The 25,237-nt window shown below is 65.1% G+C and carries 24 protein-coding genes and 1 other RNA gene; 13 read left to right on the forward strand and 12 right to left on the reverse strand.

What is annotated here, in order from left to right; genetic code table 11:
* Positions 1 to 146: 146 nt before the first annotated feature.
* The 4 genes from QA645_RS08380 to QA645_RS08395 all read right to left on the reverse strand — a co-directional run bounded on the left by QA645_RS08380 (position 147) and on the right by QA645_RS08395 (position 3,011).
* Complete coding sequence (locus QA645_RS08380; protein WP_283049501.1) at positions 147 to 416, reverse strand: hypothetical protein; 270 nt, start codon at positions 414 to 416, stop codon at positions 147 to 149.
* 67 nt (positions 417 to 483) lie between these two features.
* A complete protein-coding gene (locus QA645_RS08385; protein ID WP_283049503.1) occupies positions 484 to 930 on the reverse strand; it encodes a GNAT family N-acetyltransferase in 447 nt (148 codons plus the stop codon).
* Positions 930 to 1,958, reverse strand: a complete 1,029-nt coding sequence (locus QA645_RS08390; RefSeq protein ID WP_283049527.1) for a peptidoglycan -binding protein — start codon at positions 1,956 to 1,958, stop codon at positions 930 to 932. Before QA645_RS08390 ends, QA645_RS08385 begins: the two co-directional genes overlap by 1 nt.
* A 24-nt stretch (positions 1,959 to 1,982) precedes the next feature.
* The gene (locus QA645_RS08395; RefSeq protein WP_283049529.1) at positions 1,983 to 3,011 is read right to left on the reverse strand and encodes a flagellar motor protein MotA; all 1,029 of its coding nucleotides are present in this window, start codon (positions 3,009 to 3,011) and stop codon (positions 1,983 to 1,985) included.
* A gap of 182 nt (positions 3,012 to 3,193) precedes the next feature.
* Here QA645_RS08395 and QA645_RS08400 point away from each other — a divergent pair, with 182 nt between their 5' ends.
* The 8 genes from QA645_RS08400 (at position 3,194) to QA645_RS08435 (ending at position 12,431) form a co-directional block, all read left to right on the forward strand.
* Positions 3,194 to 4,003 (forward strand): DUF1295 domain-containing protein, encoded by an 810-nt coding sequence (locus QA645_RS08400; RefSeq protein WP_283049531.1) that lies wholly within the window; start codon positions 3,194 to 3,196, stop codon positions 4,001 to 4,003.
* A complete protein-coding gene (locus tag QA645_RS08405; protein WP_283049533.1) occupies positions 4,000 to 5,028 on the forward strand; it encodes a cyclopropane-fatty-acyl-phospholipid synthase family protein in 1,029 nt (342 codons plus the stop codon). The genes QA645_RS08400 and QA645_RS08405 overlap by 4 nt, the downstream gene beginning before the upstream one ends.
* Before the next feature lie 225 nt (positions 5,029 to 5,253).
* Positions 5,254 to 5,403, forward strand: a complete 150-nt coding sequence (locus QA645_RS08410) for a hypothetical protein (protein ID WP_283049535.1) — start codon at positions 5,254 to 5,256, stop codon at positions 5,401 to 5,403.
* 244 nt (positions 5,404 to 5,647) lie between these two features.
* Positions 5,648 to 6,841, forward strand: a complete 1,194-nt coding sequence (locus tag QA645_RS08415; protein WP_283049537.1) for an efflux RND transporter periplasmic adaptor subunit — start codon at positions 5,648 to 5,650, stop codon at positions 6,839 to 6,841.
* Between the two features lie 6 nt (positions 6,842 to 6,847).
* The gene (locus QA645_RS08420) at positions 6,848 to 10,003 is read left to right on the forward strand and encodes a multidrug efflux RND transporter permease subunit (RefSeq protein WP_283049538.1); all 3,156 of its coding nucleotides are present in this window, start codon (positions 6,848 to 6,850) and stop codon (positions 10,001 to 10,003) included.
* Positions 10,004 to 10,165: 162 nt separating this feature from the next.
* Positions 10,166 to 11,293 (forward strand): AAA family ATPase, encoded by a 1,128-nt coding sequence (locus QA645_RS08425; RefSeq protein WP_283049540.1) that lies wholly within the window; start codon positions 10,166 to 10,168, stop codon positions 11,291 to 11,293.
* A 165-nt stretch (positions 11,294 to 11,458) separates the two neighbouring features.
* Positions 11,459 to 11,914, forward strand: coding sequence for a MaoC/PaaZ C-terminal domain-containing protein (locus QA645_RS08430; protein ID WP_283049542.1), 456 nt, complete (start codon positions 11,459 to 11,461; stop codon positions 11,912 to 11,914).
* Positions 11,915 to 12,179: 265 nt separating this feature from the next.
* On the forward strand, positions 12,180 to 12,431 hold the full coding sequence (locus tag QA645_RS08435; RefSeq protein ID WP_254195297.1) for a hypothetical protein: 252 nt from the start codon (positions 12,180 to 12,182) through the stop codon (positions 12,429 to 12,431).
* 91 nt (positions 12,432 to 12,522) lie between these two features.
* On the opposite strand, the gene QA645_RS08440 is transcribed toward QA645_RS08435, so the two are convergent.
* The 8 genes from QA645_RS08440 to tkt form a co-directional block, all read right to left on the reverse strand.
* Positions 12,523 to 13,308, reverse strand: coding sequence for an inositol monophosphatase family protein (locus QA645_RS08440; RefSeq protein WP_254133978.1), 786 nt, complete (start codon positions 13,306 to 13,308; stop codon positions 12,523 to 12,525).
* A gap of 107 nt (positions 13,309 to 13,415) precedes the next feature.
* Positions 13,416 to 14,519 carry an HcpA family protein gene (locus QA645_RS08445; RefSeq protein ID WP_254195296.1) on the reverse strand — a complete coding sequence of 368 codons (1,104 nt, stop codon included), beginning with the start codon at positions 14,517 to 14,519 and terminating at the stop codon, positions 13,416 to 13,418.
* Positions 14,520 to 14,527: 8 nt separating this feature from the next.
* Positions 14,528 to 15,196, reverse strand: a complete 669-nt coding sequence (locus QA645_RS08450; RefSeq protein ID WP_283049547.1) for a thiamine phosphate synthase — start codon at positions 15,194 to 15,196, stop codon at positions 14,528 to 14,530.
* Positions 15,197 to 15,199: 3 nt separating this feature from the next.
* A complete protein-coding gene (locus QA645_RS08455; RefSeq protein WP_283049549.1) occupies positions 15,200 to 16,225 on the reverse strand; it encodes a class I fructose-bisphosphate aldolase in 1,026 nt (341 codons plus the stop codon).
* 336 nt (positions 16,226 to 16,561) lie between these two features.
* Positions 16,562 to 17,629, reverse strand: coding sequence for a class II fructose-bisphosphate aldolase (gene fba, locus QA645_RS08460; protein WP_254133974.1), 1,068 nt, complete (start codon positions 17,627 to 17,629; stop codon positions 16,562 to 16,564).
* Between the two features lie 51 nt (positions 17,630 to 17,680).
* Positions 17,681 to 18,877, reverse strand: coding sequence for a phosphoglycerate kinase (locus QA645_RS08465; protein ID WP_283049551.1), 1,197 nt, complete (start codon positions 18,875 to 18,877; stop codon positions 17,681 to 17,683).
* 155 nt (positions 18,878 to 19,032) lie between these two features.
* Positions 19,033 to 20,040 carry a type I glyceraldehyde-3-phosphate dehydrogenase gene (gene gap / locus QA645_RS08470; RefSeq protein WP_254133972.1) on the reverse strand — a complete coding sequence of 336 codons (1,008 nt, stop codon included), beginning with the start codon at positions 20,038 to 20,040 and terminating at the stop codon, positions 19,033 to 19,035.
* A 172-nt stretch (positions 20,041 to 20,212) separates the two neighbouring features.
* A complete protein-coding gene (gene tkt, locus QA645_RS08475) occupies positions 20,213 to 22,198 on the reverse strand; it encodes a transketolase (RefSeq protein WP_283049554.1) in 1,986 nt (661 codons plus the stop codon).
* Positions 22,199 to 22,526: 328 nt separating this feature from the next.
* Between tkt and QA645_RS08480 the strand changes: the two genes are divergently transcribed.
* The 5 genes from QA645_RS08480 (at position 22,527) to QA645_RS08500 (ending at position 25,235) form a co-directional block, all read left to right on the forward strand.
* Positions 22,527 to 22,817, forward strand: a complete 291-nt coding sequence (locus QA645_RS08480) for a DUF4164 domain-containing protein (protein ID WP_084292232.1) — start codon at positions 22,527 to 22,529, stop codon at positions 22,815 to 22,817.
* Positions 22,814 to 23,197 (forward strand): cell division protein ZapA, encoded by a 384-nt coding sequence (locus tag QA645_RS08485; protein ID WP_254133970.1) that lies wholly within the window; start codon positions 22,814 to 22,816, stop codon positions 23,195 to 23,197. The genes QA645_RS08480 and QA645_RS08485 overlap by 4 nt, the downstream gene beginning before the upstream one ends.
* A 263-nt stretch (positions 23,198 to 23,460) precedes the next feature.
* Positions 23,461 to 23,621: non-coding RNA, 6S RNA (gene ssrS, locus QA645_RS08490), on the forward strand.
* A gap of 215 nt (positions 23,622 to 23,836) precedes the next feature.
* Positions 23,837 to 24,433, forward strand: a complete 597-nt coding sequence (locus QA645_RS08495; RefSeq protein WP_283049556.1) for a 5-formyltetrahydrofolate cyclo-ligase — start codon at positions 23,837 to 23,839, stop codon at positions 24,431 to 24,433.
* A complete protein-coding gene (locus tag QA645_RS08500; RefSeq protein WP_254133968.1) occupies positions 24,411 to 25,235 on the forward strand; it encodes a TIGR00282 family metallophosphoesterase in 825 nt (274 codons plus the stop codon). The genes QA645_RS08495 and QA645_RS08500 overlap by 23 nt, the downstream gene beginning before the upstream one ends.
* Positions 25,236 to 25,237: the final 2 nt, after the last annotated feature.

Raw genomic sequence — 25,237 nt, forward strand, 5'->3', positions numbered from 1 at the left:
CCAACGGTGTCATCGCCCGCCTTGTGCGCACTTGCGCAATGGAGCGGGTGATCCAGTACTCCGAGACAATCGTGCTCAACCGAGAAGCCGCGGCGTACTGGATTCCCCGCTTTCGCGGGGAATGACAGCGGAGCTTGTCGGCCCGCTCACGGACATTTCGGCGAGCCCATCGGCACGTTCGGCCACGGCCAATTCTTCCAGCTGCCGCCTTCGCCGATGCAGGCGGATCCGCCGTTGGCCGGAGCCGGGCTGTCGGCCGGAGCAGGTGTGCTCGTCGAACTTGGCGAAGGCGTCGTCTCGCTGGCTGCTTTGGGCGGTGCGGCCAGGCGCTGGTCGACATACACAGTCGACACATAGCCGGCGACGATGACGCCCAGGAAAACCGAAGACCCCTTGGCCAGATCGCTCAGCCGCATCGATCCTCTCCATCTGCTTGCTTGATGTCACGCTAGCAAACCGCGCCGCGCTTTTGCGTGACGTCAGTCACGGCCGCCACGCCATCTTCAGCACCGGCCGTCCCGACGTCGGGTTCACGTCCTCGCCTTCATGCGCAAAGCCGTTACGCTCGTAGAAACGGATGGCGCGGCTGTTGTCCTTGTTGACCAGCAGGGTCACGCCCGATGGCGACAGGCGCTTGGCTTCATCCACCAGCAGCCTTGCCGCGTCCGAGCCCCAACGATTGGGGTCGACCACGAGCTGGTCGAGATAGCCGTCGCCATCGATGGTCACGAAACCCGTCAGCGCGCCATCTTGTTCCGAGACGACGATCGCGGCCTTCGGCACCAGCTCGTTGCGCCAGCGCTCGCGCCACCAGTCCACGCGCGCGGCAAAATCGATCTGCGGATAGGCCTGCTGCCAGGTGCGATGCCACAGCTCGATCGTTGCCGCTTCGTCAGCGTCCACGTAGGGGCGGAGGCGGAGCGCGCTCACTACCGCTCCGTCAGCTTCAGCTCGATGCGGCGGTTGCGCTTGTAGGCGTCTTCGGTGTTGGCGGTGTCGAGCGGCTGGAATTCGCCGAAGCCGGCGGCAACGAGGCGCTGGGCGGGGACGCCGAGCGAGATCAGATATTGCACCACCGAGATCGCGCGCGCCGCCGACAGGTCCCAGTTCGACTTGAAGTTCGCGCCGCTCACCGGCCGCACGTCGGTGTGGCCGTCGACGCGCAGCACCCAGGCGATCTCGGTGGGGATCTTCTTGTCGAGCTCGATCAGCGCGGCCGCGACAGTGTCGAGCTCGGCGCGGCCCTCGGGCAGCAGCGTCGCCTGTCCGGTGTCGAAGAACACTTCCGACTGGAACACGAAGCGGTCGCCGACCACGCGGATATCGGGACGGTTGCCGAGAATGGCGCGCAATCGACCGAAGAATTCGGAACGGTACCGTGACAATTCCTGCACGCGCTGCGCCAGCGCGACGTTCAGGCGCGAGCCGAGATCGGCGATGCGGTTCTGCGATTCCTTGTCTTTCTTTTCCGAGGCGTCGAGCGCTTCCTCCAGCGCCGCCAATTGCCGGCGCAACGCGCTGATTTGCTGGTTCAGCACCTCGATCTGCGCCAGCGCCCGCGCCGAGACGGCTTTCTCGGAGTCGAGCGCCTTGCCGAGCTCGGCGGTCTTGCCCTGCGCGTCGTTGCCGGCATTGGCGAGGCCCTCATAGAGACCCTTCATGCGGTCGCGCTCGGTCTCGGCCGAGGCGAGGCCGGCCTTCAGCTGCGAGACCTGGTCGTCGAGCGAGAGCTTGCCGAGCTTCTCCAGCGAGAGCAGCTCGGTCAGCTGGGCGATCTTGGCGTTGAGTTGTTCCAGCGCCTTGTCCTTGCCGGTCACCTCCTGGGACAGGAAGAACTGCACGACCAGGAACACCGAGAGCAGGAACACGATCGACAGCACCAGCGTCGATAGCGCGTCGACAAATCCTGGCCAGTAGTTGAAGGCGCCGTCGCTACGACGGCCGCGGGCTAGAGCCATGCTCGCCTCTCAAATGCTGATTGCTTAACTCTTCTCGGGCTGGCGCGCGATGCGCTCCAAGAGGCGGCGGATCTCGCGGTTCTGCTCGCCCTGGCCGTCGGCCCATTCGCGGATCATCTGCTGCTCGGTCCGCATATGCGAGACCAGCGCCTGGATCGCCTCGGCGAGGCTCGCCATCGCCGCCGTGGTGCCGCGACTGGCGCTGCCTTCCTCGAGCACCGAGCGCAAGCGCTCGACCGCGGCCTGAAGTTCGCCGCTGGCAACCCCGCCGCCGGCGGCGGCGGGAGCCGCGACCGCGACCTCGCCGGCGCCGTACTCGCGCACGGTGGTGGCGAGCCAGTCTTCGAGGTCGGTGTAGAAGCGGTTCTGCGCCTGGCTCGATTGCAAATCGAGGAAGCCGAGGATCAGCGAGCCGGCGAGACCGAACAGCGAGCTCGAGAATGAAATGCCCATGCCGCCGAGCGGGGCGGCGAGGCCTTCCTTCAGCGTGTCGAACAGCGCGCCGGAATCACCGCCGACCTTGAGGCCGTCGATCACCTTGCCGACCGAGCCGACCGTCTCGATCAGGCCCCAGAAGGTGCCGAGCAGGCCGAGGAAGACCAGCAAGCCCGTCATGTAGCGAGAGATGTCGCGGGCCTCGTCCAGGCGGGTCGCGATCGAATCGAGCAGATGCCGCATCGTGGTCTGCGTGATCGACATCCGCCCGCTGCGCTCGCCGCCCAGGATCATCGCCATCGGGGCCAGCAGCTTGGGATGCCGGGCCGGCGCCAGGCCGGGATCGGCGATGCGGAAATTGTTGACCCAGGACACCTCGGGATAGAGCCGGATCACCTGGCGGAAGGCCAGGATGACGCCGATGAACATCACGCCGCCGATCAGGGCGTTCAGCCCGGGATTGGCGAAGAAGGCCTGGATGATCTGCTTGTAGAGCACCACGCCCACCAGCGTGCACAGCACCAGGAAAACCAGCATCCGCACCAGGAAGACGCTGGGGGAGGACAGTTTTGTGTATTCGATGTCGAGGGAGGAGCGGGGCGAGGCGCCTGACGGCATGGCCGGTATCATCCGTTACGAAGCTTGCTTGCATCCGCACTATGGCACAGCGCCGGCCCAAAAAAAGCGCCGGTTGTGCCGATTTCGGGGCTGATCCGGGAACCCAAAGCTGAAACCGCGCTTTGATACCGACGTATTTTGCAAAACTTCGGCATTCCACAGGCTTAGCTCGGATTTTTTGCATGGCGACGTATCTTGGCGGACTGGCGGCCATCGCGCTTTCGCTCGCGGTCCTGATGGCCTTCGCCTGGGTTGTACAGCAGCGCACCGGCAATTCCGGCTGGGTCGACACGATCTGGACCTTTGCCGTCGGGCTGGTCGGCGCCGGCAGCGCCCTGTGGCCGGTCGCAGGCGAGGGGCCCAATGAACGGCAATGGCTGGTTGCCGGCCTCGTCGCGGTCTGGTCGCTCCGGCTCGGCACCCACATCGCGATCCGCACCGCGGGGATCAAAGATGACCCCCGTTATGCCACCTTTGCCGCGGAGTGGGGGCTCAATGCCCCGCGGCGGATGTTCATCTTCCTGCAGAACCAGGCGCTGGGCTCGGTGCCCCTGGTGTTTTCGATTTTTGTCGCCGCGCACGTCCCTGTATCAGCCTTGCGGATCCAGGACGTCCTGGGTGCCGCGATCCTGCTGATCGGGATCGCGGGCGAGGCGCAGGCCGATGCGCAGTTGCGCCGCTTCCGCCGCGACCCCGCCAATCACGGCAAGGTCTGCGATGCCGGGCTGTGGCGCTGGTCGCGCCATCCCAATTATTTTTTCGAATGGTTCGGCTGGCTCGCCTATCCCGTGATCGGACTTGCGGCCGGCTATCCCTGGGGCTGGGCCAGCCTGCTCGCACCCATCTTCATGTACTGGATCCTGGTCCACGTCACCGGCATCCCGCCGCTGGAAGCGCAGATGCTGCGGTCGCGCGGCGAGCGCTACCGCGCCTATCAATCCCGAACCAGCATGTTCTTTCCGTTGCCACCGAGAGAGGGAATGGCCGCATGAGCGTCGTGTCCACGATCATCGGGACTGCCGAACGCGTGCCGCTGCCGGATCTCGTGGTCCGCGCCGCCATCCAGCGCCTGTGCTCGCGCACCGCAACGCGTCTCGCCGCGCATACGGCGGCCGACGATGCCGCCTTCGCCGGACGGATGATGATGCGGCCGATCGCCGAACATACCGACGCTGCCAACACCCAGCACTACGAGGTGCCGCAAAGCTTCTTCGCGCAGGTGCTGGGCCCGAATCGCAAATACTCCTCCTGCTTCTACAAGACCGAAGCGACGACGCTGCAGGAGGCCGAGGAGGAAGCGTTGCGCCAGACGGTCGAGCATGCCGGCCTCGCCGACGGGCAGACCATCCTCGAGCTCGGCTGCGGCTGGGGCTCGCTGTCGCTGTGGATCGCCCGGCAGTTTCCGCATGCCAGGGTGACCGCGGTGTCGAACTCGCAATCGCAGCGCGCCTATATCGAGGACATCGCGCAGAGCCGTGGGCTCTTGAACCTGCGCGTCGTCACATCAGACATGAACGTGTTCGCGCCGGACGGCCAGTTCGACCGCATCGTCTCGGTCGAGATGTTCGAGCACATGATGAACTGGCGTAAGCTGATGACCCGTGCGCGCGCATGGCTTGCGCCGGAGGGGCGCTTCTTCATGCACATCTTCACCCATCGCACGGGCTCCTATGCGTTCGACCGCGCCAATCGCGAAGACTGGATCGCCCAGCACTTCTTCACCGGCGGCGTGATGCCGAGCCATCAGCTCATCCGGCAATATGCCGACATCTTCGCGATCGAGAAGGAATGGTGCTGGAGCGGTACGCATTATCAGCGCACCGCGAACGACTGGCTGGCGAATTTCGACGCACATCGCGACGCGATCGAAGCCGCCTTGCGCAACGTCTATGGCGACGAGACCTATTTGTGGATGCGGCGCTGGCGCTGGTTCTTCCTCGCCACCGCCGGTTTGTTCGGCTGCGCCGACGGAACGGAGTGGGGCGTCAGCCACTATCGGATGAAGGCGGCGGTGTAGTCCGGGCCTACCTAAGTATGGTCGCGCAATACCTGCGCGCAATGGCCCGACCAGGTCCTCGGTGTTACCGATACATCCACGGTGAACAGCAACGGAACCGGCCTCCGAGCCGGCAGTTGCGGGACAAGGCCGGCGGCGTAGCGCCCACTGGCCTTATCTCCCGATTGAGCCGCGCTTTGCCGCTCAATTGATGCTTACGGCCACAGCTGGTGCAGCGAGTACGCCATGAGAAACATCGCCGATCTCCTCATGTGGTTCTGGCAGGGCAGCCGGCCCGCATCCCATACTCAGGTTGCGGCCATGGCTGAAAACCAGGATCGATCCAGCATGGCTGATTTCGTTCGGATCCTGCAGGCTTACGATCAAGCCCAGTGACTCGCTGTCATTGCGATGTTCTGTCGCAGCGTGCCGCGATGGAACCGGACTCACAATCTGGTGAGTCGCAAAAATCAGCCTGAACTCAGCGCCATAGCGCGTGTGACATTGAGCCGCCCGCGCGATGCGTTGCGTCGCAGCAAGTCCATTCTATTTTGATCGCATCAGCCGCGCAGTCATTGCCCAGAACGGGCGTTGCGCGCGACGCGTGATCAGTTTCAACAATTTTGGGGCACCCCACTTCATGTCAGGACTTCGAGCGCGATCGGCATGCGTTGCAATGATGCTCGCGGCCCTTGCGCCGCTGCTAGGCGCTTGCGACGAATCTTCTTCCGCCGTTGCCACTGCCCAAACCTCTGAACCCGATGTCAGCATCGTCACCGTCAAGCCGCAACCGCGCGCCGTGGTACGCGAGCTGCCGGGCCGGATCTCGCCGACGCGCGTCGCCGAGGTGCGGCCGCGCGTGTCGGGCATCGTGGTCGAGCGGCTGTTCCGCCAGGGCAGCGAGGTGAAGGCGGGCGATGCGCTCTATCGCATCGATCCGCGCCCGTTCGAGGTCGAGGTGATGGCCAACGACGCGGCGGTCGACAAGGCCGAGGCGGCGTTGATGCAGGCGCAGCAGCAGGCGCGGCGCATCGCGACGCTGACCAGTCAGCGCGCCGCGCCCGAAGCCGAGAACGAAAAGACCATCGCCGCCGAGCGCCAGGCGCAGGCCGACGTCGAGGGCCGCAAGGCCGACCTCGCGCGCGCCAAGCTCAATCTCGATTATGCGACCGTGCGCGCGCCGATCGACGGCGTGGTCGGTGCCGCGCTGGTCAGCGAGGGCGCGCTCGTGGTGCAGAACGAGACCAATCTCGCCACCGTGCAGCAGCTCGATCCGATCTATGCGGACTTCACCCAGTCGGTGACCGAGCTCAACCAGCTGCGCCGCGCTTTCGAAAGCGGCGACCTCGATCGCATCGCGGCCGATGCCGTCAAGGTGCGCCTCGTGCTCGACGACAACACCATCTATGCGCTCGACGGCAAGCTGCTGTTCTCCGAGGCCAAGGTCGACGCCCATACCGGCCAGGTGACGCTGCGCGGCGAATTCCGCAATCCCAAGCGCGAGCTGCTGCCGGGCATGTATGTCCGCGTCCGCCTCGATCAGGGCCTCGATTCCGACGCGATCGCGGTGCCGCAGCAGGCGGTCCAGCGCAATGGCGGTGGCGGCAGCGAGGTGTTCGTCGTCAAGGACGACAACCGCATCGCGGTGCAGCCGGTGCGCACCGGCTCGGTGCAGGACGGCGTCTGGTTCGTCACCGACGGCCTGAAGGCCGGCGACAAGGTCGTGGTCGAAGGCTTCCAGAAATTTGCGGCCGGCGACAAGGTCAAGCCGCAATCCTGGTCCGAAGCCGAGGCGAGCGCGGACAACCGGCACGCCCTCAAGGCCGCGCGGTAACGCACCATGGCGAGCTTCTTCATCGACAGGCCGATCTTCGCCTGGGTCGTCGCGCTGTTCATCTGTCTGATCGGCGCGATCTCGGTCCCGCTGTTGCCGATCGCGCAATATCCGATCATCGCGCCGCCCTCGATCTCGATCTCGACGAGCTACCCGGGCGCGTCGCCGGAAAACCTCTACAACAGCGTCACCCGCCTGATCGAGGAGGAGCTCAACGGCGCCTCCGGCATCCTCAATTTCGAATCGACCAGCGATTCGCTCGGCCAGGTCGAGATCATCGCCAATTTCCAGCCGGGCACCGATACCAGCGCGGCGTCCGTCGAGGTGCAGAACCGCATCAAGCGCGTCGAGGCGCGGCTGCCGCGCGCGGTGATCCAGCAGGGCATCCTGATCGAGGAAGCCTCGAGCGCGGTGCTGCAGATCATCACGCTGAACTCGACCGACGGCAGCCTCGACGAGGTCGGCCTCGGCGACTTCATGATCCGCAACGTGCTCGGCGAAATCCGCCGCATCCCCGGCGTCGGCCGCGCCACGCTCTATTCGACCGAACGCAGTCTTCGTGTGTGGGTCGATCCGGCCAAGCTGGTCGGCTACGGGCTGACCGCCGACGACGTCAACAAGGCGATCGCCGCACAGAACGCGCAGGTCGCCTCGGGCAGCATCGGTGCGGAGCCGTCGACGGACAGCCAGCGCACCTCCGCGCTGGTGCTGGTCAAGGGCCAGCTGTCGTCGCCGGACGAGTTCGGCGCCATCATCCTGCGCGCCAATGCCGATGGTTCGACCGTGCGGCTGCGCGACGTCGCGCGCGTCGAGGTCGGCGGTCTCAGCTACCAGTTCAACACCCGCCTGAACGGCAAGCCGACGGCCGGTCTCTCCGTGCTGATGTCGCCGACCGGCAATGCGCTTGCGACCGCGAGCGCGGTCGAGGAGAAGATGAAGGAGCTGTCGCGCTTCTTCCCGGCCAACATCTCCTACGAGATTCCCTACAACATCACGCCGGTGGTCGAGGCCTCGATCAAGAAGGTGCTGACGACGCTGGTCGAAGCCGTGGTGCTGGTGTTCGTGGTGATGTTCCTGTTCCTGCAGAACATCCGCTACACCATCATTCCGACCATCGTGGTGCCGGTGGCGCTGCTGGGCGCCTGTACCACGCTGCTGCTCGCCGGCTACTCCATCAACATGCTCTCGATGTTCGGCATGGTGCTCGCCGTCGGCATCCTCGTCGACGACGCCATCGTCGTGGTCGAGAACGTCGAGCGCATCATGACCGAGGAGGGCCTGCCGCCGAAGGAAGCGACGCGGAAGGCGATGTCGCAGATCTCCGGCGCCATCATCGGCATCACGCTGGTGCTGATGGCCGTGTTCGTGCCGATGGCGTTCTTCCCGGGCTCGGTCGGCATCATCTACCGCCAGTTCTCGGTGACCATGGTCGCGGCGATCGGCTTCTCCGCCTTCCTCGCGCTGTCGCTGACGCCGGCGCTGTGCGCGACCCTGCTCAAGCCCGTCGCGGCCGGCCACGGTCACGCCAAGAGAGGCGTGTTCGGCTGGTTCAACCGCATGCTCGAGGGCAGCAAGGAGGGTTATTCCCGCACGGTCGGCTTCTCGCTGAAGCGCACCGGACGTTTGATGCTGGTCTATGTCGCGCTGCTCGCCGGCCTGTCCTGGGCCTTCGTCAATCTCCCGGGCGGCTTCCTGCCGGTCGACGACCAGGGCTTCGTCACCACCGACGTCCAGACGCCGTCGGATTCGTCCTACGGCCGCACCGAGGCGGTGATCGAGAAGGTCGAAAAATATCTGGCGCAGCGCCCGGGTGTCGACAACGTCACCTTCCTCACCGGCTTCAGCTTCTCCGGCCAGGGCATGAACACCGCGCAGGCCTTCATCACGCTGAAGGACTGGTCGGAGCGTGGACCGAACGAATCCGCGGCTGCTGTTGTCAACGACATCAACCGCGATCTGGGGTCGTCGATCCGCGACGCCAAGATCTCGGCGCTGCAGCCGCCGCCGATCGACAATCTCGGCAACTCCTCCGGCTTCTCGTTCCGTCTGCAGGATCGCGGCCAGAAGGGCTATCCGGCCCTGATGCGCGCCGCCGACCAGTTGATCGCGCAAGCCAATGCCAGCCCGGTGTTGCAGAAGGTCTATATCGAGGGCCTGCCCGAGGCCGGCGTGGTCAATCTCGTGATCGACCGCGAGAAGGCCGGCGCCTTCGGCGTCACCTTCGAGGACATCAACAACACGATCTCGACCAATCTCGGCTCGAACTACATCAACGACTTCCCGAATCGCGGCCGCATGCAGCGCGTCGTGGTGCAGGCCGACAGCCGCGACCGCATGAGGACCGAGGACATCCTCAACTACAACGTCAAGAACTCCCACGGCCAGCTGGTGCCGTTCTCCTCCTTCGCGACGGTTGAATGGTCGCGCGGTCCGACGCAGATCGCGGGCTTCAACTACTATCCGGCCGTGCGCATCTCGGGCGAAGCCAGGCCCGGCTTCACCTCGGGCGATGCGATCGCCGAGATGGAGCGGCTCGCCGGACAACTGCCGCGCGGCTTCGGCTACGAATGGACCGGACAGTCGCTCCAGGAAAAGCTGTCGGGCTCGCAGGCCCCGTTCCTGCTCGCCCTCTCCGTGTTCGTGGTGTTCCTGTGTCTGGCCGCGCTCTATGAGAGCTGGACCATTCCGCTTGCGGTGCTGCTCACCGTGCCACTCGGCATCGTCGGCGCGGTGGTGGCGGCCATGCTGCGCGGTCTGCCTAACGACGTCTATTTCACCGTCGGCCTGATCACGATCATTGGCCTTGCGGCCAAGGACGCCATCCTGATCATCGAGTTCGCCAAGGATCTGCGCAAGGAGGGCAAGCCGCTGGTGGAAGCCACCATCGAAGCCTGCCGCCTGCGCTTCCGCCCGATCCTGATGACGGGTCTCGCCTTCATCTGCGGCGTGCTGCCGATGGCGATCGCTCACGGTGCCGGCGGCGCCAGCCAGCAGGCGCTGGGCTCCGTCGTGATGGGCGGCATGATCGCGGTGGTGATCCTGGCGCTACTGATGGTGCCGGTGTTCTTCGTCTCGGTGCAGCGCGTGCTGGCGGGTGACCGGGAGCCGAAGGTCGCGAAGGACGGCGGGGCGTATGGCCCGCCGGCGCCGGTGAAGCCATAGGGCACTCGTCATTCCGGGCACGCGCCAAGAGGCGCACCCCGGAATGACAAGCGGAGCACTTGCCTTCCCAAGTTGGTCAATCCAGACTACACCTCTGGATTGAAGGCATGTGTAGTCGCACTGCGCCGCGACTGCACACGGCCTGCCGATTGAGAGCATGTGATGCGTCCGACCGACATTGCGATCTCGAACTATCGCTCCATCCGCCGGCTCTCCCTACCAATTCACCCCCTGTCCGTGTTTGTGGGCGAGAACGGCGTCGGCAAATCCAACCTCTACAAGTCCTTGTCGCTGTTGCGCGACGCGGCAACCGGGCGGATCACGCGGACGATCGCCGACGAAGGCGGATTGAATTCGGTCTGCTGGTCCGGCGTTCGCAAACGCGGCGAAGATGGGCGACTGCGGTTGTCGGCCAAATTCGACCGTCTCAAATATTCGATCGAGATCGGATTTCCCGGTCCCCTCGAGGCGGCGTTTTCCGGCGAGCCGATGATCAAGGCCGAGAGTATCGAGGCGGAGCAGGGCAAGCGAACGGTTTTGCTGATGGAGCGGAAGAATTCGCTTGTCAGCGTCCGCAGCGACAGCGGCGCATGGAGCAGCCACAAGGACGCGGTGCTGCCGTCCGAGACGGCGCTTGCCGGCTTTGCAGATGGCAAGGAATGCCCGGAAATCGATCTGATCAGAAACGCCATGCTGGGCTGGCGCTTCTATCACGACTTTCGCACCGATCCGGCGTCGCCGATACGAAAGCCGTGTCTGGCGATCACGACGCCGTCGCTCAGTGCCGATGGGACCGATTTGGCCGCGGCGCTGGCGACGCTCTATACAATCAGGGAAGACGCCGTCGACCTGCAGGACGCAATCGAGGATGCATTTCCAGGCGCTGAGCTCCGTGCATGGGAGCAAAATGGCTTGTGTGATTTTGACCTGCAACTGACGGATATGCCGCGGCCGTTCAGCGCGCACGAACTATCCGACGGGACGCTGAAATACATTTGCCTGCTTGCGGTGTTCATGGGCTATCGGCTTCCGCCGTTCATCGCGCTGAACGAACCCGAGACCAGCCTGCATCCGTCACTGCTGGCGCCATTGGCCCGGCTGATCGTCAAGGCATCGAGCCGCGCCGACATCTGGATCGTCACCCATTCGGAGCAGTTGATGGATGCGTTGCGAAACGAGAGTTCGGTCCCGCTTCGCCGGGTGATCAAGTCGAAGGGCGCCACGACGATCGAAGGCCTGACCCTCGGCGGCGAGTATCGCGACGAGGAGCCTGATGATGACGACTCTTAGGCCGTGTACTCATAAGCCGCTGGCGATGTCCGCTTTGCGCCGATAGCGACCACCTTTGTGCAGCCACAGCAAATGACGCGATGGGTCACAACCGGACCTGCTGACATTCAGCGGCGGGAAGGCTAGGTTACTCATATTGAGCCAGATATCGGTTGAGGGTCGTCGATGGCCATCTTGTATTTCGAAGAGGCTGAGGTTGGCAAATTACGTACGGCCGGCCCGTATCTTGTCTCGAAGGAAGAAATCATCGAATTTGCCAGAAAGTACGACCCGCAGCCTTTCCACATCGATGAAGAAGCTGCCGCACGCTCGGTTTTTGCGGGCTTAACAGCCTCGGGTGCTCACACATTCGCGATAGTTATTTCGTTGCTGCCCAGAGCACAGCCTTATTCGCTTCGTATCCTTGCCGGCCTCGGCTGGGATGAACTCAGACTGCCGATCCCGGTCCGCCCGGCAGACGAGCTTTATCTTGACGTGGCCATTCTAGAGAAGCGCGAGTCGAAGTCGAATTCTGACAGGGGTATCGTCCGCAACCAAATTCAACTCCGCAATCAAAAGCGCGAAATAGTGTTGCAATGCGTCAACACCGTCCTCGTCGCGCGTCGGCCTGCAGAACCCTGATACGTTGCTAGCTGTGAGTTCGGCGCGCCGACGTTTGGTTCGTGCTGTTTGAGACAGCAAGACGGGAGCTGCAATGTCTGTCGTGGGTCATTTTCGACGGTGTTAGCGGGGATCGTCGGCAGGTTGATGTGCCCGTGAGCGCCGGGGAGGCCCACGACGCTCGACTTGCGCAAATTCTTACGAAAGCTTCACGTTCTCCGACGGAACCGACTGCCGGCAAATCTGTTTGCCCGCGGGGTTAGGGTTCCACGGAGAAATCGTCCCAATGTTGAAGAAGATTCTTTCCGCTGCCGCTGTCGGCACCGGCGTGCTGATGATGTCCACCTTCACCGCATCGGCCGCGATCGTGTGTCAGGGCCACACCTGCTGGCACACGCATGAGGCCTACGAGTTTCCGCACGAGGCGGGCGTCGTCGTTCACGAAGACAATTGGCGCTGGGGACCGCGCGAAAAGTTTGCTTTCCGCGAGCACGAGGGCCGGGGCTATTGGCACGGCCGCAAGTGGGTGGCGTGGTAAGCCGCACGACATGAGACCGGAGGCCGCGATGTGCGGCCTCTATTCTCTCGGTCTTACGGGTGCGCGCAAACGACGTGACGAAAGAGTCCGTCTACTTCCGCAAAATCTTCACCAACTCGCCGTGAACGAACTCGTTTCCGCACACGACGTCGCCCGTCACCAGGGCGTCGCCCGGCGTGCTGATGTCGCTCACGGTGCCACCGGCTTCGCGCACCATCAGCATGCCGGCGGCGATGTCCCAGGATTGCAGGTTGCGCTCCCAATAGCCGTCGAGGCGGCCGGCGGCGACGAAGGCGAGGTCGAGCGAGGCGGCGCCGAAGCGGCGCAGGCCGGCGACGCGGTCCTGGATCGCGGTCATCTCGCGGCGGAATTCCTCGTGGTCGCCGCGGCCGATATGGGGCAGGCCGCAGGCCACCACGCATTCGTTGAGCTGGCGGCGGCCGGCCACGCGCAGGCGCTGGTCGTTGAGGAAGACGCCCTTGCCGCGCTCGGCGATGTAGAGCTCGTCATTGGCGGGATTGTAGATCACGCCGGCAATGATGGTGCCCTCGCGCACAAGACCGATCGAGATCGCGAATTGCGGGATGCCGTGCAGGAAGTTGGTGGTGCCGTCGAGCGGATCGACGATCCAGGTGTGGCTCTTGTCGGAGCCTTCCCGCGTGCCGCCTTCCTCGCCGATGAAGCCGTAGCCGGGCCGGGCCTTCGAGAGGTCCTGGTAGAGGATCTCCTCGGCGCGCTTGTCGGCAAGCGTGACGAAGTTGGCAGGCCCCTTCAGCGAGACCTGGAGATGCTCGATCTCGCCGAGATCGCGCTTGAGGCTGCGGCCGGCGCGGCGCGCGGCTTTGACCATGACGTTGATAGTGGCGGAATACAGCATGAGCTCTGGTCTTGATCGGGGGAGGAGACGCGGAATGGCGCCATTTGAGGGGATTGGGTGCCCCGCGAGGGACCAAACGTCAAGCCTTCAGGGCACCTGAAGTCAGGTCATTTGTTCCCGAGCCATTTCTTGGCGCCGGCCTCCGCCTTGGCGCGATCGTCCGCGGGCAGATCGGACAGCTGCTTGTCGAGCTCCGGATCGCCCTTGCCGCCGGTTTTGGCCACCAGATGCCATTTGAAGCCCTCGACCTTGTCCACGGATGTGCCCATGCCGTTGATCAGGACCCAGGCGAGGCGGTTCTGCGCGATCGCGCTGCCCTGGCGGGACGCCTTGCGCAGCAAGGCCACGGCCGCCGGCTGGTTCTTCGGCGTGCCGGTGCCGTTGAACATGGCGATGGCATACTCGACCTCCGCATCGACATTGTCGGCCAGCGAGGCCGCCTGCAGCAGCCGCACCGACCGTTCGGGGTCCTTCGGCACGCCGGTGCCTTCCTTGTAGAAGGTCGCGAGTGCGTATTGCGCCTCGGGCAGCCCGGCATCGGCCGCCTGGCGCAGCAGCTCGGCGGAGCGCTTGACGTCCTGCGGCAGGGTCTGGCCGTCCAGATACAGCAGAGCGAGGTTGTAGGCTGCCTTGGGCTCGCCGAGCTTGGCGGCTGAGGCCATCAGCTTGACCGCCTCGCCCTTGTCGACGGGGCCGCCACGGCCGGCCATGCGCAGCATGGCGAGCGCGAACATCGCCTCGCGATCGCCGGCATCGGCAGCGCGCTTGTACCATTCGACCGCCTTGGCGTAGTCGCGCCTGATGCCCATGGCGTTGGAGTAGAGCTCGCCCAGCATGGTCATGGCCTTGACGTCGCCGGTCTTGGCGCGCGCGCTGGCGAGGTCGAAGGCGGTCTTGTACTGGCCGCGCTGATAGGCGCCGAACACCAGGTCGACGTTGGAATTGTCCGTTGCCGGCGCCGGGATCACGGTTGCCGGCAGCGTCGGGCTCGGCGAGGCCGACGGCTTCGGCGCCGGGGCAGCCTCCTTCTTCTTGATCGTGTGCGGCGCGACCTTGGGCTTTTCCTTCGCCGGCTCCTTTGCCGCTTCCTTTGGCTTCTGCTTTTCGGCCGCAGGGCTCGGGATCGTGGCCGGGGGCGTGATCTGGAGCTGCGCGGCCGCAGGCGCCGCCAACAGCAGCGTGGCCAGAAGGGTGATGCGCGGGAGCGTCATGGCGGGCGCTAGCCCTCGCCCACGACAACGGCCGCGAAGGCCTTCTTGATCGCGGCGTCGGCCTCGATCAGCGCGGCCTTCGGCCCGCGCGAATCCGCCCAGACGAGATCGCCGACCAGCACGAAATCGGCGCCGCTGGCGGCGAAATCGTGGGCCTCCTCGAACGTAACAGCGAAGCCGACGCAGGGCGGCTCGAACAGCTCGGCCCACCAGTCGAGCCGTTCGGCAATGGCTTGCGCCGACGGTCGCTGCCCGTTCGCATCGGGCTCGCCGAACAGCAGATAGTCCGCGCCCATCTCGCCCGCGTCCATCGAATGGTGCCGCGTCGTCAGCCCGCCGACGCCGGCGATGCGATCGGGCTTGAGCGACGGCATCGCCTCTTTCAGTGCGGCGATGCCCGGCAGGTGTGCGCCATCGGCGCCGCCACGCGCGACGAGCTCAGGATGGCCGTCGACGAGCAGCGCCGCGCCCGCGTTCTGCACGATCGGCGCCAAGGCCTTGATCCGCGAGATCATGGTGCGCTGGTCGGTCTCCTTCAGCCGCACCAGCACGGCTGCGACATCGACTGCTGCGAGCAGCGCCGGCAATTCGGCGATGAGCGAGGCGGGATCATCGACAACGGGCGTCGCGAGATAAAGGCGCGGCGCCGGGCGCGGCGGAGGCGATTTGTTCGACAAGATCTAGGCTGCCTTCTTTTCCAGGCTGCTTTGCCATTCGCCCTTGGAGGCGAGGCCATTCATGCGGGCGCGATGACTGAATGCGTTCTGTCCGGCCGCGACATTCTCAGGCCTACCCGACCAAGCCTTCTGCGGCGCCGCCTGCAGCGCGCGGCCGTAGGAGAAGGTCAGGCCCCACGGCAGCGGTCCGAGCTTGTGCATGGCGTTGAGATGCGCGGTCGCCTCTTCGTCCGACTGGCCGCCGGAGAGGAAGGCGATGCCGGGCACCGCCGCCGGCACGCACGCCTTCAGCAGCCGGATCGTCTTCTCCGCGACCTCCTCCACGGAGGCCTGCTTTGCGCTTTTCTTGCCTGAGATCGCCATGTTCGGCTTCAGCACCATGCCTTCGAGCGCCACGCGCTGCACGCGCAATTCCTGGAACGTCTTGTTGAGCACGCGGGTCGTGACCTCATAGCAGCGATCGATGTCGTGATCGCCGTCCATCAGCACCTCCGGCTCGACGATCGGCACGATCTGCGCGGCCTGGCACAGTGCGGCATAGCGCGCCAGCGCATGGGCATTGACGCTGATCGCGGTCATTGAGGGAATGCCGCTGCCGATGTCGATCACCGCGCGCCATTTGGCGAAGCGCGCGCCGCGCTCGTAATACTTCTTCAGCCGCTCGGCGAGCTTGTCGAGCCCGACGGTGACAAGCTCGCCCGGGCACATCGGCAGGGCCTGCGTGCCTTCGTCGACCTTGATGCCGGGAATGGCGCCGCTCTGTTCGATCAGCTTCACCAGCGGCGTGCCGTCCTTGGCGTCCTGCCAGATCGTCTCGTCATAGAGGATCACGCCCGAGATGTACTGGCTCATGGCCTCCTTCGACCGAAACAGCATCTCGCGATAGTCGCGGCGGTTGCCTTCCGTCGATTCCACGCCGATCGCGTCGAACCGCTTCTTGATGGTGCCGGAGGATTCGTCGGCGGCAAGGATGCCCTTGCCCGGCGCGACCATGGCGGTCGCAATTCTGTTGAGCTCAGTCAGATTCATCGAGAGGTCCTCCCAAAACGATTCTGCCCTTGCCTGTGAAAATAGACGGTTCTCGGGCAATTGCCGAGTTAACGTTGGTCGCAGGGTAAAGGGGGGAGGTCGTCGGGTAAATGGCTGGCCCGGCTGGGCGCCCTTTCACCTCGCCCCGCTTGCGGGGAGAGGTCGGATCGCCCCCGGCGATGCGACGCATCGTCCGGTGCGATCCGGGTGAGGGGGTACAGGTCTAGCGATAGAGCACAACGCGCGAAGGGAGCCCCTCACCCCGCCCTCTCCCCGCGAGGAGCGGGGCGAGGGAGACGATAGAGCGTACCGGCCTTACGCCACCCACGCGATCGCTTACGCGACGCGGGGGTCCAGCTCGCCCTTGGCGTAGCGCTTGGCCATGTCGGCGGGGGTCAGGATCTTCTTGAACTTGGCGGCCTGGCCGGCGGTGTTGAACTCCTGGAGCCGCTGCTTGCACAGCTTGGTCATGGCTTCCATTGCCGGCTTCAGGTACTTGCGCGGATCGAACTCTTCCGGATTGTCCTTGAGGACCTTGCGGATCTGGCCGGTCATGGCCATGCGGTTGTCGGTGTCGATGTTGATCTTGCGTACGCCGTGCTTGATGCCGCGCTGGATCTCGGCGACCGGCACGCCCCAGGTCGGCTTCATCTTGCCGCCATAGGCGTTGATGATGTCCTGCAGGTCCTGCGGCACCGAGGAGGAGCCGTGCATCACCAGATGCGTGTTGGGCAGCTTGCGGTGGATCTCCTCGATCACGTTCATGGCGAGGATGTCGCCGTCCGGCTTGCGGGTGAACTTGTACGCACCGTGCGACGTGCCCATCGCGATCGCGAGCGCGTCGACCTTGGTCTCCTGGACGAACTTCACGGCCTCGTCGGGATTGGTCAGGAGCTGGTCGTGGCTCAGCTTGCCTTCGGCGCCGTGGCCGTCTTCCTTGTCGCCCATGCCGGTCTCGAGCGAGCCAAGCACGCCGAGCTCACCCTCGACCGAGATGCCGCCGAGATGGGCCATGTCGGTCACGGTCTTGGTGACGCCGACATTGTAGGTCCAGTCACCGGGGGTCTTGCCGTCGGCCTTGAGCGAGCCGTCCATCATCACCGAGGTGAAGCCGGCCTGGATTGCGGTCATGCAGGTCGCGGCCTCGTTGCCGTGGTCGAGATGCACGCAGACCGGGATGTGCGGATAGATCTCGGTGACGGCGTCCATCATGTGCTTGAGCATGACGTCGTTGGCATAGGAGCGCGCACCGCGCGAGGCCTGGATGATGACGGGCGCGTCGACCTGGTTGGCCGCGTCCATGATCGCCAGCGCCTGCTCCATGTTGTTGATGTTGAAGGCCGGGACGCCGTAATCGTTCTCCGCAGCATGGTCGAGCAATTGACGCAACGTGATCCGAGCCATCTGTCTTTTTCTCCGTTCGGGCCTCAGGGCCGCTTGTTTCTTGCCGTCTGATTACTTGATGCGCAGAACTTCGACGCCGGGCAGGGGCTTGCCCTCCATCCATTCAAGAAATGCGCCACCGGCGGTCGAGACATAGGTGAATTGACCGGCCACTTGGGCCTGGTTGAGGGCCGCAACGGTGTCGCCGCCGCCTGCGATCGAGATCAGCTTTTTCGCCTTGGTACGCTCGGCGGCGTGCTTGGCGGCGGCGACCGTGCCGCGGTCGAACGGCTGCATCTCGAAGGCGCCGAGCGGTCCGTTCCAGACCAGCGTGGCGGCGTCATCGATGGCGGCGTGGATGCGCGCGATCGACTGCGGGCCGACATCGAGGATCATGCCGTCGGCCGGGATCGCATCGAGCCCGTAGGCGTGCGACGGCGCGTTGGCGGCGAAGTGATACGCGACGGTGGCGTCCACCGGCAAAATGATGGCGCAGTTGGCGGCTTCTGCCTTCTCCATGATGCGCAGCGCGGTGGGTGCGAGATCCTTCTCGGCCAGCGACTTGCCGACGCCGACGCCCTGGGCGTGCAGGAAGGTGTTGGCCATGCCGCCACCGATCACGAGCGCGTCGACCTTGTTGACGAGGTTTTCGAGCAGGTCGATCTTGGTCGACACTTTTGCGCCGCCGATGATCGCGATGACCGGCTTGGTCGGCGAGCCCAGCGCCTTTTCCAGTGCGTCGAGCTCGGCCTGCATGGTGCGGCCGGCATAGGCCGGCAGCTTGTGGCCGAGACCTTCGGTCGAGGCATGGGCGCGGTGCGCCGCGGAGAACGCATCGCTGACCCAGATGTCGCCGAGTTTCGCCAGTTCCGCGACGAAGGCGGGATCGTTCTTCTCTTCCTCTTTGTGGAAGCGGGTGTTTTCCAGACAGAGGATATCGCCATCCTTCATGTCCGCCACAGCCTTGGCCGCGGGCTCGCCGATGCAGTCATCGGCGAAGGCGACCGGCTTCTTCACCACCTTCGACAGCGCTTCCGCCACGGGCTTGAGCGATTCCTTGGGATCGCGGCCCTTCGGCCGGCCGAAATGCGCGAGCAGGATGACCTTGCCGCCCTTGTCCGCAATTTCATTGATGGTCGGCGCGACGCGCTCGAGCCGGGTCGCGTCGCTGACGCGGCCATTGTCCATGGGCACGTTGAGATCGACGCGCAGCAGCACGCGCTTGCCCTTCACGTCGACGTCGTCGAGGGTGCGGAATTTGTTGGCCATTGGACACTCTCTCTTGTCCCGGGCGCACTGCGGCGCGAAGTGCCGCTGTGCAGAACCGGGACCCACGTTGCGGCGAGTCCCGTAGCTGAATGGGTCCCGGCTCTGCGAAGCAGCGTTTCACGCTGCACCGCGTCCGGGACACGAGACCTACGTCCTTAGATCACCTTCGCGAATGCAACGGCGGTGTCCGCCATGCGGTTCGAGAAACCCCACTCGTTGTCGTACCAGGACATCACGCGCACCAGCGTGCCGTTCTGCACCTTGGTCTGGTCCTCGTGGAAGGTCGAGGAGTGCGGGTCGTGGTTGAAGTCGATCGAGACGTTCGGCTGATTGGTGTAGCCGAGAATGCCCTTGAGCTGCTGCTCCGAGGCGCGCTTCATCGCCGCGTTGATTTCCTTGGCGTCGGTGGCGCGCTTGGCGACGATCTTGAGATCGATGACCGAGACGTTCGGCGACGGCACGCGGATCGAGACGCCGTCGAGCTTGCCCTTCAGCTCGGGCAGCACCAGGCCGATCGCCTTGGCGGCGCCGGTCGAGGTCGGGATCATCGACATCGCAGCCGCGCGGCCGCGATAGAGATCCTTGTGCAGCGTGTCCAGCGTCGGCTGGTCGCCGGTGTAGGCGTGGATCGTGGTCATGAAGCCGGTTTCGATGCCGACGAGGTCGTTCAGCACCTTGGCGACCGGCGCCAGGCAGTTGGTGGTGCAGGAGCCGTTGGAGACCACCATGTGGTCCTTGGTCAGCGTGTCGTGGTTGACGCCGTAGACGATGGTGGCATCGGCGCCGTCGGCCGGAGCCGAGACCAGCACGCGCTTGGCGCCGGCGGCGAGATGCGCGGAGGCCTTGTCCTTTGCGGTGAAGATGCCGGTGCATTCCATCGCGATGTCGACGCCGAGATCCTTCCAGGGCAGTTTTGAGGGATCGCGCTCGGCGGTCACCTTGATCTTGCCGCTGCCGAGATTGATGGAGTCGCCATCGACCGTCACGGTGCCGGGGAAACGACCATGAACGCTGTCGAAGCGAAGCAGATGGGCGTTGGTCTCGACCGGACCGAGGTCGTTGATGCCGACGACCTCGATGTCCTTGCGGCCGGACTCGGCGATAGCCCGCAGGATGTTGCGGCCGATGCGGCCAAAACCGTTAATTCCGACGCGGACTGCCATGTTTCATCTCCTTATGACCGTTCAATGACGGGCTCGATAACGCCTAGTCTTCCCGCACAACGCGCGAGTTACGCGCCTGCGAGGGTTTTTTAGGGGCGGACGCCCGGTTCAGCCGGGCGGTGCTTGATCATATGAGAGATTACGTAGTCCTTTTTTTTGGCAAGCTCAACTCTCAGCTAACGCGCTTCAGCACAGCGTTAACCGCGGCCTCGGCGGTAATGCCGAAATGCTTGTAAAGGTCCTTCGCCGGCGCGCTCGCGCCGAACGAATGCATGCCGATAAATTCGCCATCCTGGCCGATCACGGCATCCCAGCCCCAGCGCACCGCGGCCTCGATCGCGACCTTCACCGGCGCATTGCCGATGATGGCGGCACGCTTGGCCTCTGGTTGCGCTAACAACAGCTCGAGCGAGGGCACCGAGACCACCCGCGACGGGATGCCGCGCTCGGCGAGCTGCTTCTGGGCGGCCACCGCGATCTCGACCTCGGAGCCGGAGGCGAACAGCGTCGCCTTGGCTTCGCCCTCGGCGGCGACCAGCTCGTAGGCGCCGGCCGCGCAAGGGTTGTCGTTCGGCGCATTGGTACGGAGCTGCGGCAGGTTCTGCCGCGTCAGCGCCAGCACGGTCGGGCCGTCGACGCGATTGAGCGCGAGCTCCCAGCACTCGGCGACCTCGATGGAATCGGCGGGGCGGAACACGCGCATGTTCGGAATGGCGCGAAGCGCTGCGAGATGCTCGACCGGCTGATGGGTCGGGCCGTCTTCGCCGAGGCCGATGGAGTCATGCGTCATCACGTAGACGACGCCGGTGCCCATCAGCGCGGCCAGGCGCATCGCGGGCCGCGCGTAGTCGGTGAACACCAGGAAGGTCGCGCCGTTCGGCGCAAAGCCGCCGTGCAGGAAGATGCCGTTCATCGCGGCACACATGCCGTGCTCGCGGATGCCGTAATGGATGAAGCGGCCCTTCGGCGTCTTGGCGGAGAAGGCGGTCGCCGACTTCGCCTTGTTGTTGTTGGAGCCGGTGAGGTCGGCGGAGCCCGCGAGGAATTCCATCGGCATCGCGCCGGCGATCACCTCGATCACGGCTTCCGACGACTTGCGGGTCGCCGCGACAAGCGGCTTTTCCAAGAGCTCCTTCTTGTAGGCGCGCACGGCCTTGGCGAGCGAGGCCGGACGCTCATGGCGCAGGCGGCGCTCGAACTCGGCGCGCTTGCGGCTGCCGAGCTCACCGAGCCGGCCTTCCCATTCCTGTCGTGCGACAGCGCCGCGGCTGCCGGCTGCGCGCCAGGCCTTCAGCACGTCGTCGGGCACCGAGAACGGCTCGAGCGAGATGCCGAGATTTTCCTTGGCGGCCTTGAGCTCGTCGGCGCCGAGCGCTTCGCCATGCGCCTTCGCGGTGCCGGCCTTGTGCGGCGCGCCGAAGCCGATGGTGGTGCGGCAGGCGATCAGCGTCGGCTTGTTGGATTTTTGCGCCCGGGTGATCGCAGCCGCGATCGCGACCTGGTCATGGCCGTCGATCTTCTCGGCGGCCCACCCCGCAGACTTGAAGCGCTTCACCTGGTCGACGGAATCGGCGATCGAGGTCGGGCCGTCGATCGAGATGCCGTTGTCGTCGTAGAGCACGATCAGCTTGCCGAGCTTCCAGTGGCCGGCCATCGCGATCGCTTCCTGCGACACGCCTTCCATCAGGTCGCCGTCGGAAGCGAGCACGTAGGTGTGGTGGTCGACGATCTTCTTGCCGAACTCGGCGGCGAGCATCTTCTCGGCGAGCGCCATGCCGACCGCGGTCGAGATGCCCTGGCCGAGCGGGCCGGTGGTGGTCTCGATGCCCTTGGTGTGGAAGTTCTCGGGGTGACCCGGCGTCAATCCGCCGAGCTGGCGGAATTGCTTGAGCTGGTCCAGCGTCATCGCGGTGTTGCCGGTCAAGTACAGCAGCGAATAGAGCAGCATCGAGCCGTGGCCGGCCGAGAGCACGAAGCGGTCGCGGTCCGGCCAGTCGGTGACGGCGGCGTCGAATTTCAGGAACTGCGTGAACAGCACCGTGGCGATGTCGGCGGCGCCCATCGGCAGGCCGGGATGGCCCGACTTCGCCTTCTCGACAGCGTCCATCGAGAGGCCGCGGATCGCATTGGCCATACGGTTGGGGTCGACCTGCGTCATGTCTGAAATCCGTCTGAAATGAGGCGCTTGTGGCTGTCTTCGCCGCGCTGGAAGGAGCCTTTCGGCCGCTGGGGTCGCGGCTGGGATAGCATCTCGGTTCCGGCAGGCCAAGGCAATCAAACGCCGGTTTGGCCGTAAAAGTTGCTTAGCAGTGCATAGTTTCGCGGCGACGTTGCGCTCGGCTAGCTTGCCACGTAAATTTCTGCTTCTAACCGCTTGCCGAACCGAGTCTTTTGCCGGACGGCAAGCTCCGAGGTAAAGGCCACGGATCAGGCCCACAGGTTCCGCCGCTGACTGCATGAACGATCGCGTATCCAATAGCGCTGCCATGACGGAGTCCTCCGCCGTCGAGATCGAGATCGCGACCCGCAGGCTCACGGCGGCTCTCGACGCGCTCGAAAGCGCGGTCGAGCGACGGCGCGATGCCGATCGCGACGAGAACGAGCTCGCGACGCGAATCCAGGCGCTGGGCGCGGACCGCTCGCGGCTTGCCGACGAGCTCGACGGCGCGCTGGTGAAGGCGCGCAAGCTCGAGCGCACCAACCGCGAGATCTCCGATCGGCTGGATTCCGCGATCGTCACGATACGTTCGGTGCTCGATACCGGAGAGGACGGATGAGCCACATCAACGTCACCATCAACGCCCGGCAATACCGCATGGCCTGCGAGGAGGGCCAGGAGGTGCGGCTGTTGAAGCTCGCCGAAGGCCTGGAGACGCGGATTCAGTCGCTGCGCGGAAAATTCGGCGAGATCGGCGATGCGCGCCTCACCGTGATGGCGGCGCTGACCGTGTGCGACGAGCTGGTCGACGCCGGCAACCGCATCCGCACCATGGAGCAGGAGCTGGTCGAGCTTAGGGATTTCCGCAACGCCGCCGTCGAGCGCGCCCGGATGACCCAGACCGCCGTGGTCAACGCCCTGAACGCCGCCGCCGAGCGCATCGAGAAGTCGACCCAGGTCCTGAACCGGACAGTCGGGAACGGAATCGCGATCGGCTGAGGTCCACCCTCCCCTGGAGGGGTCCGAGACGAGCGTAGCTCGCTCGTGGGTCGATCGCGCGTAGCGCGAGCGGGGTGGGGTGATCTCTCCACTCGGGCACTGTTGGAGGTGGAGAGACCGTCACCCCACCCCGTCACGCAATCTCGCTTCGCTTGATCGCGTGCCGACCCTCCCCCTCCAGGGGAGGGTGAGACTGTGAACGCCGCGCCAGTGCGACAGTTACCGGGCTGGCGATTCGTCAGTATCGTTGTTACATTGCGACGGCGAGGCTGCGACGCGCGTCCGGAGCCATATATCCCCGGGGCCTTATCGATCCTTTAGGGAACTGTCCCTGGCCGGGCCCGTGGGCTCGGACATATGGTGCCCACCTACTTTCGTAGGGAACTCCGGGATCGAGTGCTTCAACGGCGTCCGCGGCTTCGCACTTTTGTTTGCTGGCAATGCGTTCTTGTCGAATGGCCGTCCACGACAAACCGGCAGTGTCATGCCCCGGCCTAGTGCGCAATTGCGCACGGGGGACCGGGGCATCCAGTACGCCGCGGCGTCGATGTTTGATCACTGGCGTCTCTGGAATACTGGATCGCCCGCTTCCGCGGGCGATGAAGGCGGAGCAAGGCTCCGCCTTCGGAGCAAGCGCACATGCCCAACACCAAATCCGAACTCCGTGCCAAGGCCCTCGCGGCACGTGACGCGCTGAGCGAGAAGAAGCGCATCGCGGCTGCTGCAAAACTCGCCAAGCGCGGGCTGCCGTTCGAGCTCCTTCCCGGCACCATCGTCTCCGGCTACTCGCCGATCCGCAGCGAGATCGATCCGATGCCGCTGCTGAAGAAGCTCGCCGAGGATGGCGCGAAGCTCGCGCTGCCCTGCGTCACCGCGCGCGGCCAGTCGCTGGTCTTCCGCCTCTTCCATCCGAACGACCGCCTGATGCTCGGCCCGCTCGGCATCCCCGAGCCGTCGCCGGCCGCCGCCGAGGTCATCCCCGACATCATGCTGACGCCGCTCGCGGCGTTCGACCGTCTCGGCCACCGCATCGGCTATGGCGCGGGGCATTACGACTTCACCTTCGCGCATCTGCGCAAGGCCAAGAACATCCTCGGTATCGGGCTCGCTTTTGCAGCGCAGGAGATCAAGGCGGTCCCTGCACTATCGCACGACGTGGCGCTGGATTATGTGCTAACGGAATCGGACGTGTTTGATTTCCGGAGTTCTGAAGTTGCGCATTCTCTTCGTGGGTGACGTCGTCGGCCGCAGCGGCCGCGATGCAATCGCCGAATATCTTCCCGGCATGGTCAAGGACTGGTCGCTCGATTTCGTCGTCGTCAACGGCGAGAATTCGGCTGGCGGCTTCGGGATCACCGAGACGATCTATCAGGAGTTCATCGAGGCCGGCGCCGACGCGGTGACGCTCGGCAATCATTCCTGGGACCAGCGCGAAGCCCTCGTGTTCATCGAGCGCGCCGAACGCCTGGTGCGGCCGGCGAACTATCCGCGCGGCACGCCCGGCCGTGGCGCCGCCCTGGTCGAGACCAAGAACGGCAAGCATGCGCTCGTCGTCAACGCGCTGGGGCGCGTGTTCATGACCCCGTTCGACGATCCCTTTGCCGCGCTCGAGCGCGAGCTCGGCGCCTGTCCGCTCGGCGTCGCCGCCGACGCCATCGTGGTCGACTTCCATTGCGAGGCGAGCAGCGAGAAGCAGGGCGTCGGCTTCTTCTGCGACGGCCGCGCCAGCCTCGTCGTCGGCACGCACACGCATGTGCCGACCGCCGACCACCAGATCCTCACCGGCGGCACCGCCTACATGACCGATGCCGGCATGACCGGCGACTACGACTCCATCATCGGCATGCAGAAGGAAGAGCCGCTGCGCCGCTTCACCTCGGGGATTCCGTCGGGCCGCTTCGAGCCGGCCGCGGGCGCGGCGACGCTGAGCGGCGTCGCGGTCGAGACGGATGACGCGACGGGCCTCGCACTGAAGATCGCGCCGGTGCGCGTTGGGGGAAGGCTGGAGCCGGCGACGCCGAAATTCTGGTTGAGCTGAGC

The organism is Bradyrhizobium sp. CIAT3101, assembly GCF_029714945.1.
Lineage (GTDB): Bacteria > Pseudomonadota > Alphaproteobacteria > Rhizobiales > Xanthobacteraceae > Bradyrhizobium.

Coding starts and splice junctions, on each gene's coding strand:
- QA645_RS08380 (WP_283049501.1), bottom strand. CDS start 416: ATGCGGCTGAGCGATCTGGCCAAGGGGTCTTCGGTTTTCCTGGGCGTC.
- QA645_RS08390 (WP_283049527.1), bottom strand. CDS start 1,958: ATGGCTCTAGCCCGCGGCCGTCGTAGCGACGGCGCCTTCAACTACTGG.
- QA645_RS08395 (WP_283049529.1), bottom strand. CDS start 3,011: ATGCCGTCAGGCGCCTCGCCCCGCTCCTCCCTCGACATCGAATACACA.
- QA645_RS08400 (WP_283049531.1), top strand. CDS start 3,194: ATGGCGACGTATCTTGGCGGACTGGCGGCCATCGCGCTTTCGCTCGCG.
- QA645_RS08405 (WP_283049533.1), top strand. CDS start 4,000: ATGAGCGTCGTGTCCACGATCATCGGGACTGCCGAACGCGTGCCGCTG.
- QA645_RS08410 (WP_283049535.1), top strand. CDS start 5,254: ATGAGAAACATCGCCGATCTCCTCATGTGGTTCTGGCAGGGCAGCCGG.
- QA645_RS08415 (WP_283049537.1), top strand. CDS start 5,648: ATGTCAGGACTTCGAGCGCGATCGGCATGCGTTGCAATGATGCTCGCG.
- QA645_RS08420 (WP_283049538.1), top strand. CDS start 6,848: ATGGCGAGCTTCTTCATCGACAGGCCGATCTTCGCCTGGGTCGTCGCG.
- QA645_RS08425 (WP_283049540.1), top strand. CDS start 10,166: ATGCGTCCGACCGACATTGCGATCTCGAACTATCGCTCCATCCGCCGG.
- QA645_RS08430 (WP_283049542.1), top strand. CDS start 11,459: ATGGCCATCTTGTATTTCGAAGAGGCTGAGGTTGGCAAATTACGTACG.
- QA645_RS08435 (WP_254195297.1), top strand. CDS start 12,180: ATGTTGAAGAAGATTCTTTCCGCTGCCGCTGTCGGCACCGGCGTGCTG.
- QA645_RS08440 (WP_254133978.1), bottom strand. CDS start 13,308: ATGCTGTATTCCGCCACTATCAACGTCATGGTCAAAGCCGCGCGCCGC.
- QA645_RS08445 (WP_254195296.1), bottom strand. CDS start 14,519: ATGACGCTCCCGCGCATCACCCTTCTGGCCACGCTGCTGTTGGCGGCG.
- QA645_RS08455 (WP_283049549.1), bottom strand. CDS start 16,225: ATGAATCTGACTGAGCTCAACAGAATTGCGACCGCCATGGTCGCGCCG.
- fba (WP_254133974.1), bottom strand. CDS start 17,629: ATGGCTCGGATCACGTTGCGTCAATTGCTCGACCATGCTGCGGAGAAC.
- QA645_RS08465 (WP_283049551.1), bottom strand. CDS start 18,877: ATGGCCAACAAATTCCGCACCCTCGACGACGTCGACGTGAAGGGCAAG.
- gap (WP_254133972.1), bottom strand. CDS start 20,040: ATGGCAGTCCGCGTCGGAATTAACGGTTTTGGCCGCATCGGCCGCAAC.
- tkt (WP_283049554.1), bottom strand. CDS start 22,198: ATGACGCAGGTCGACCCCAACCGTATGGCCAATGCGATCCGCGGCCTC.
- QA645_RS08480 (WP_084292232.1), top strand. CDS start 22,527: ATGACGGAGTCCTCCGCCGTCGAGATCGAGATCGCGACCCGCAGGCTC.
- QA645_RS08485 (WP_254133970.1), top strand. CDS start 22,814: ATGAGCCACATCAACGTCACCATCAACGCCCGGCAATACCGCATGGCC.
- QA645_RS08495 (WP_283049556.1), top strand. CDS start 23,837: ATGCCCAACACCAAATCCGAACTCCGTGCCAAGGCCCTCGCGGCACGT.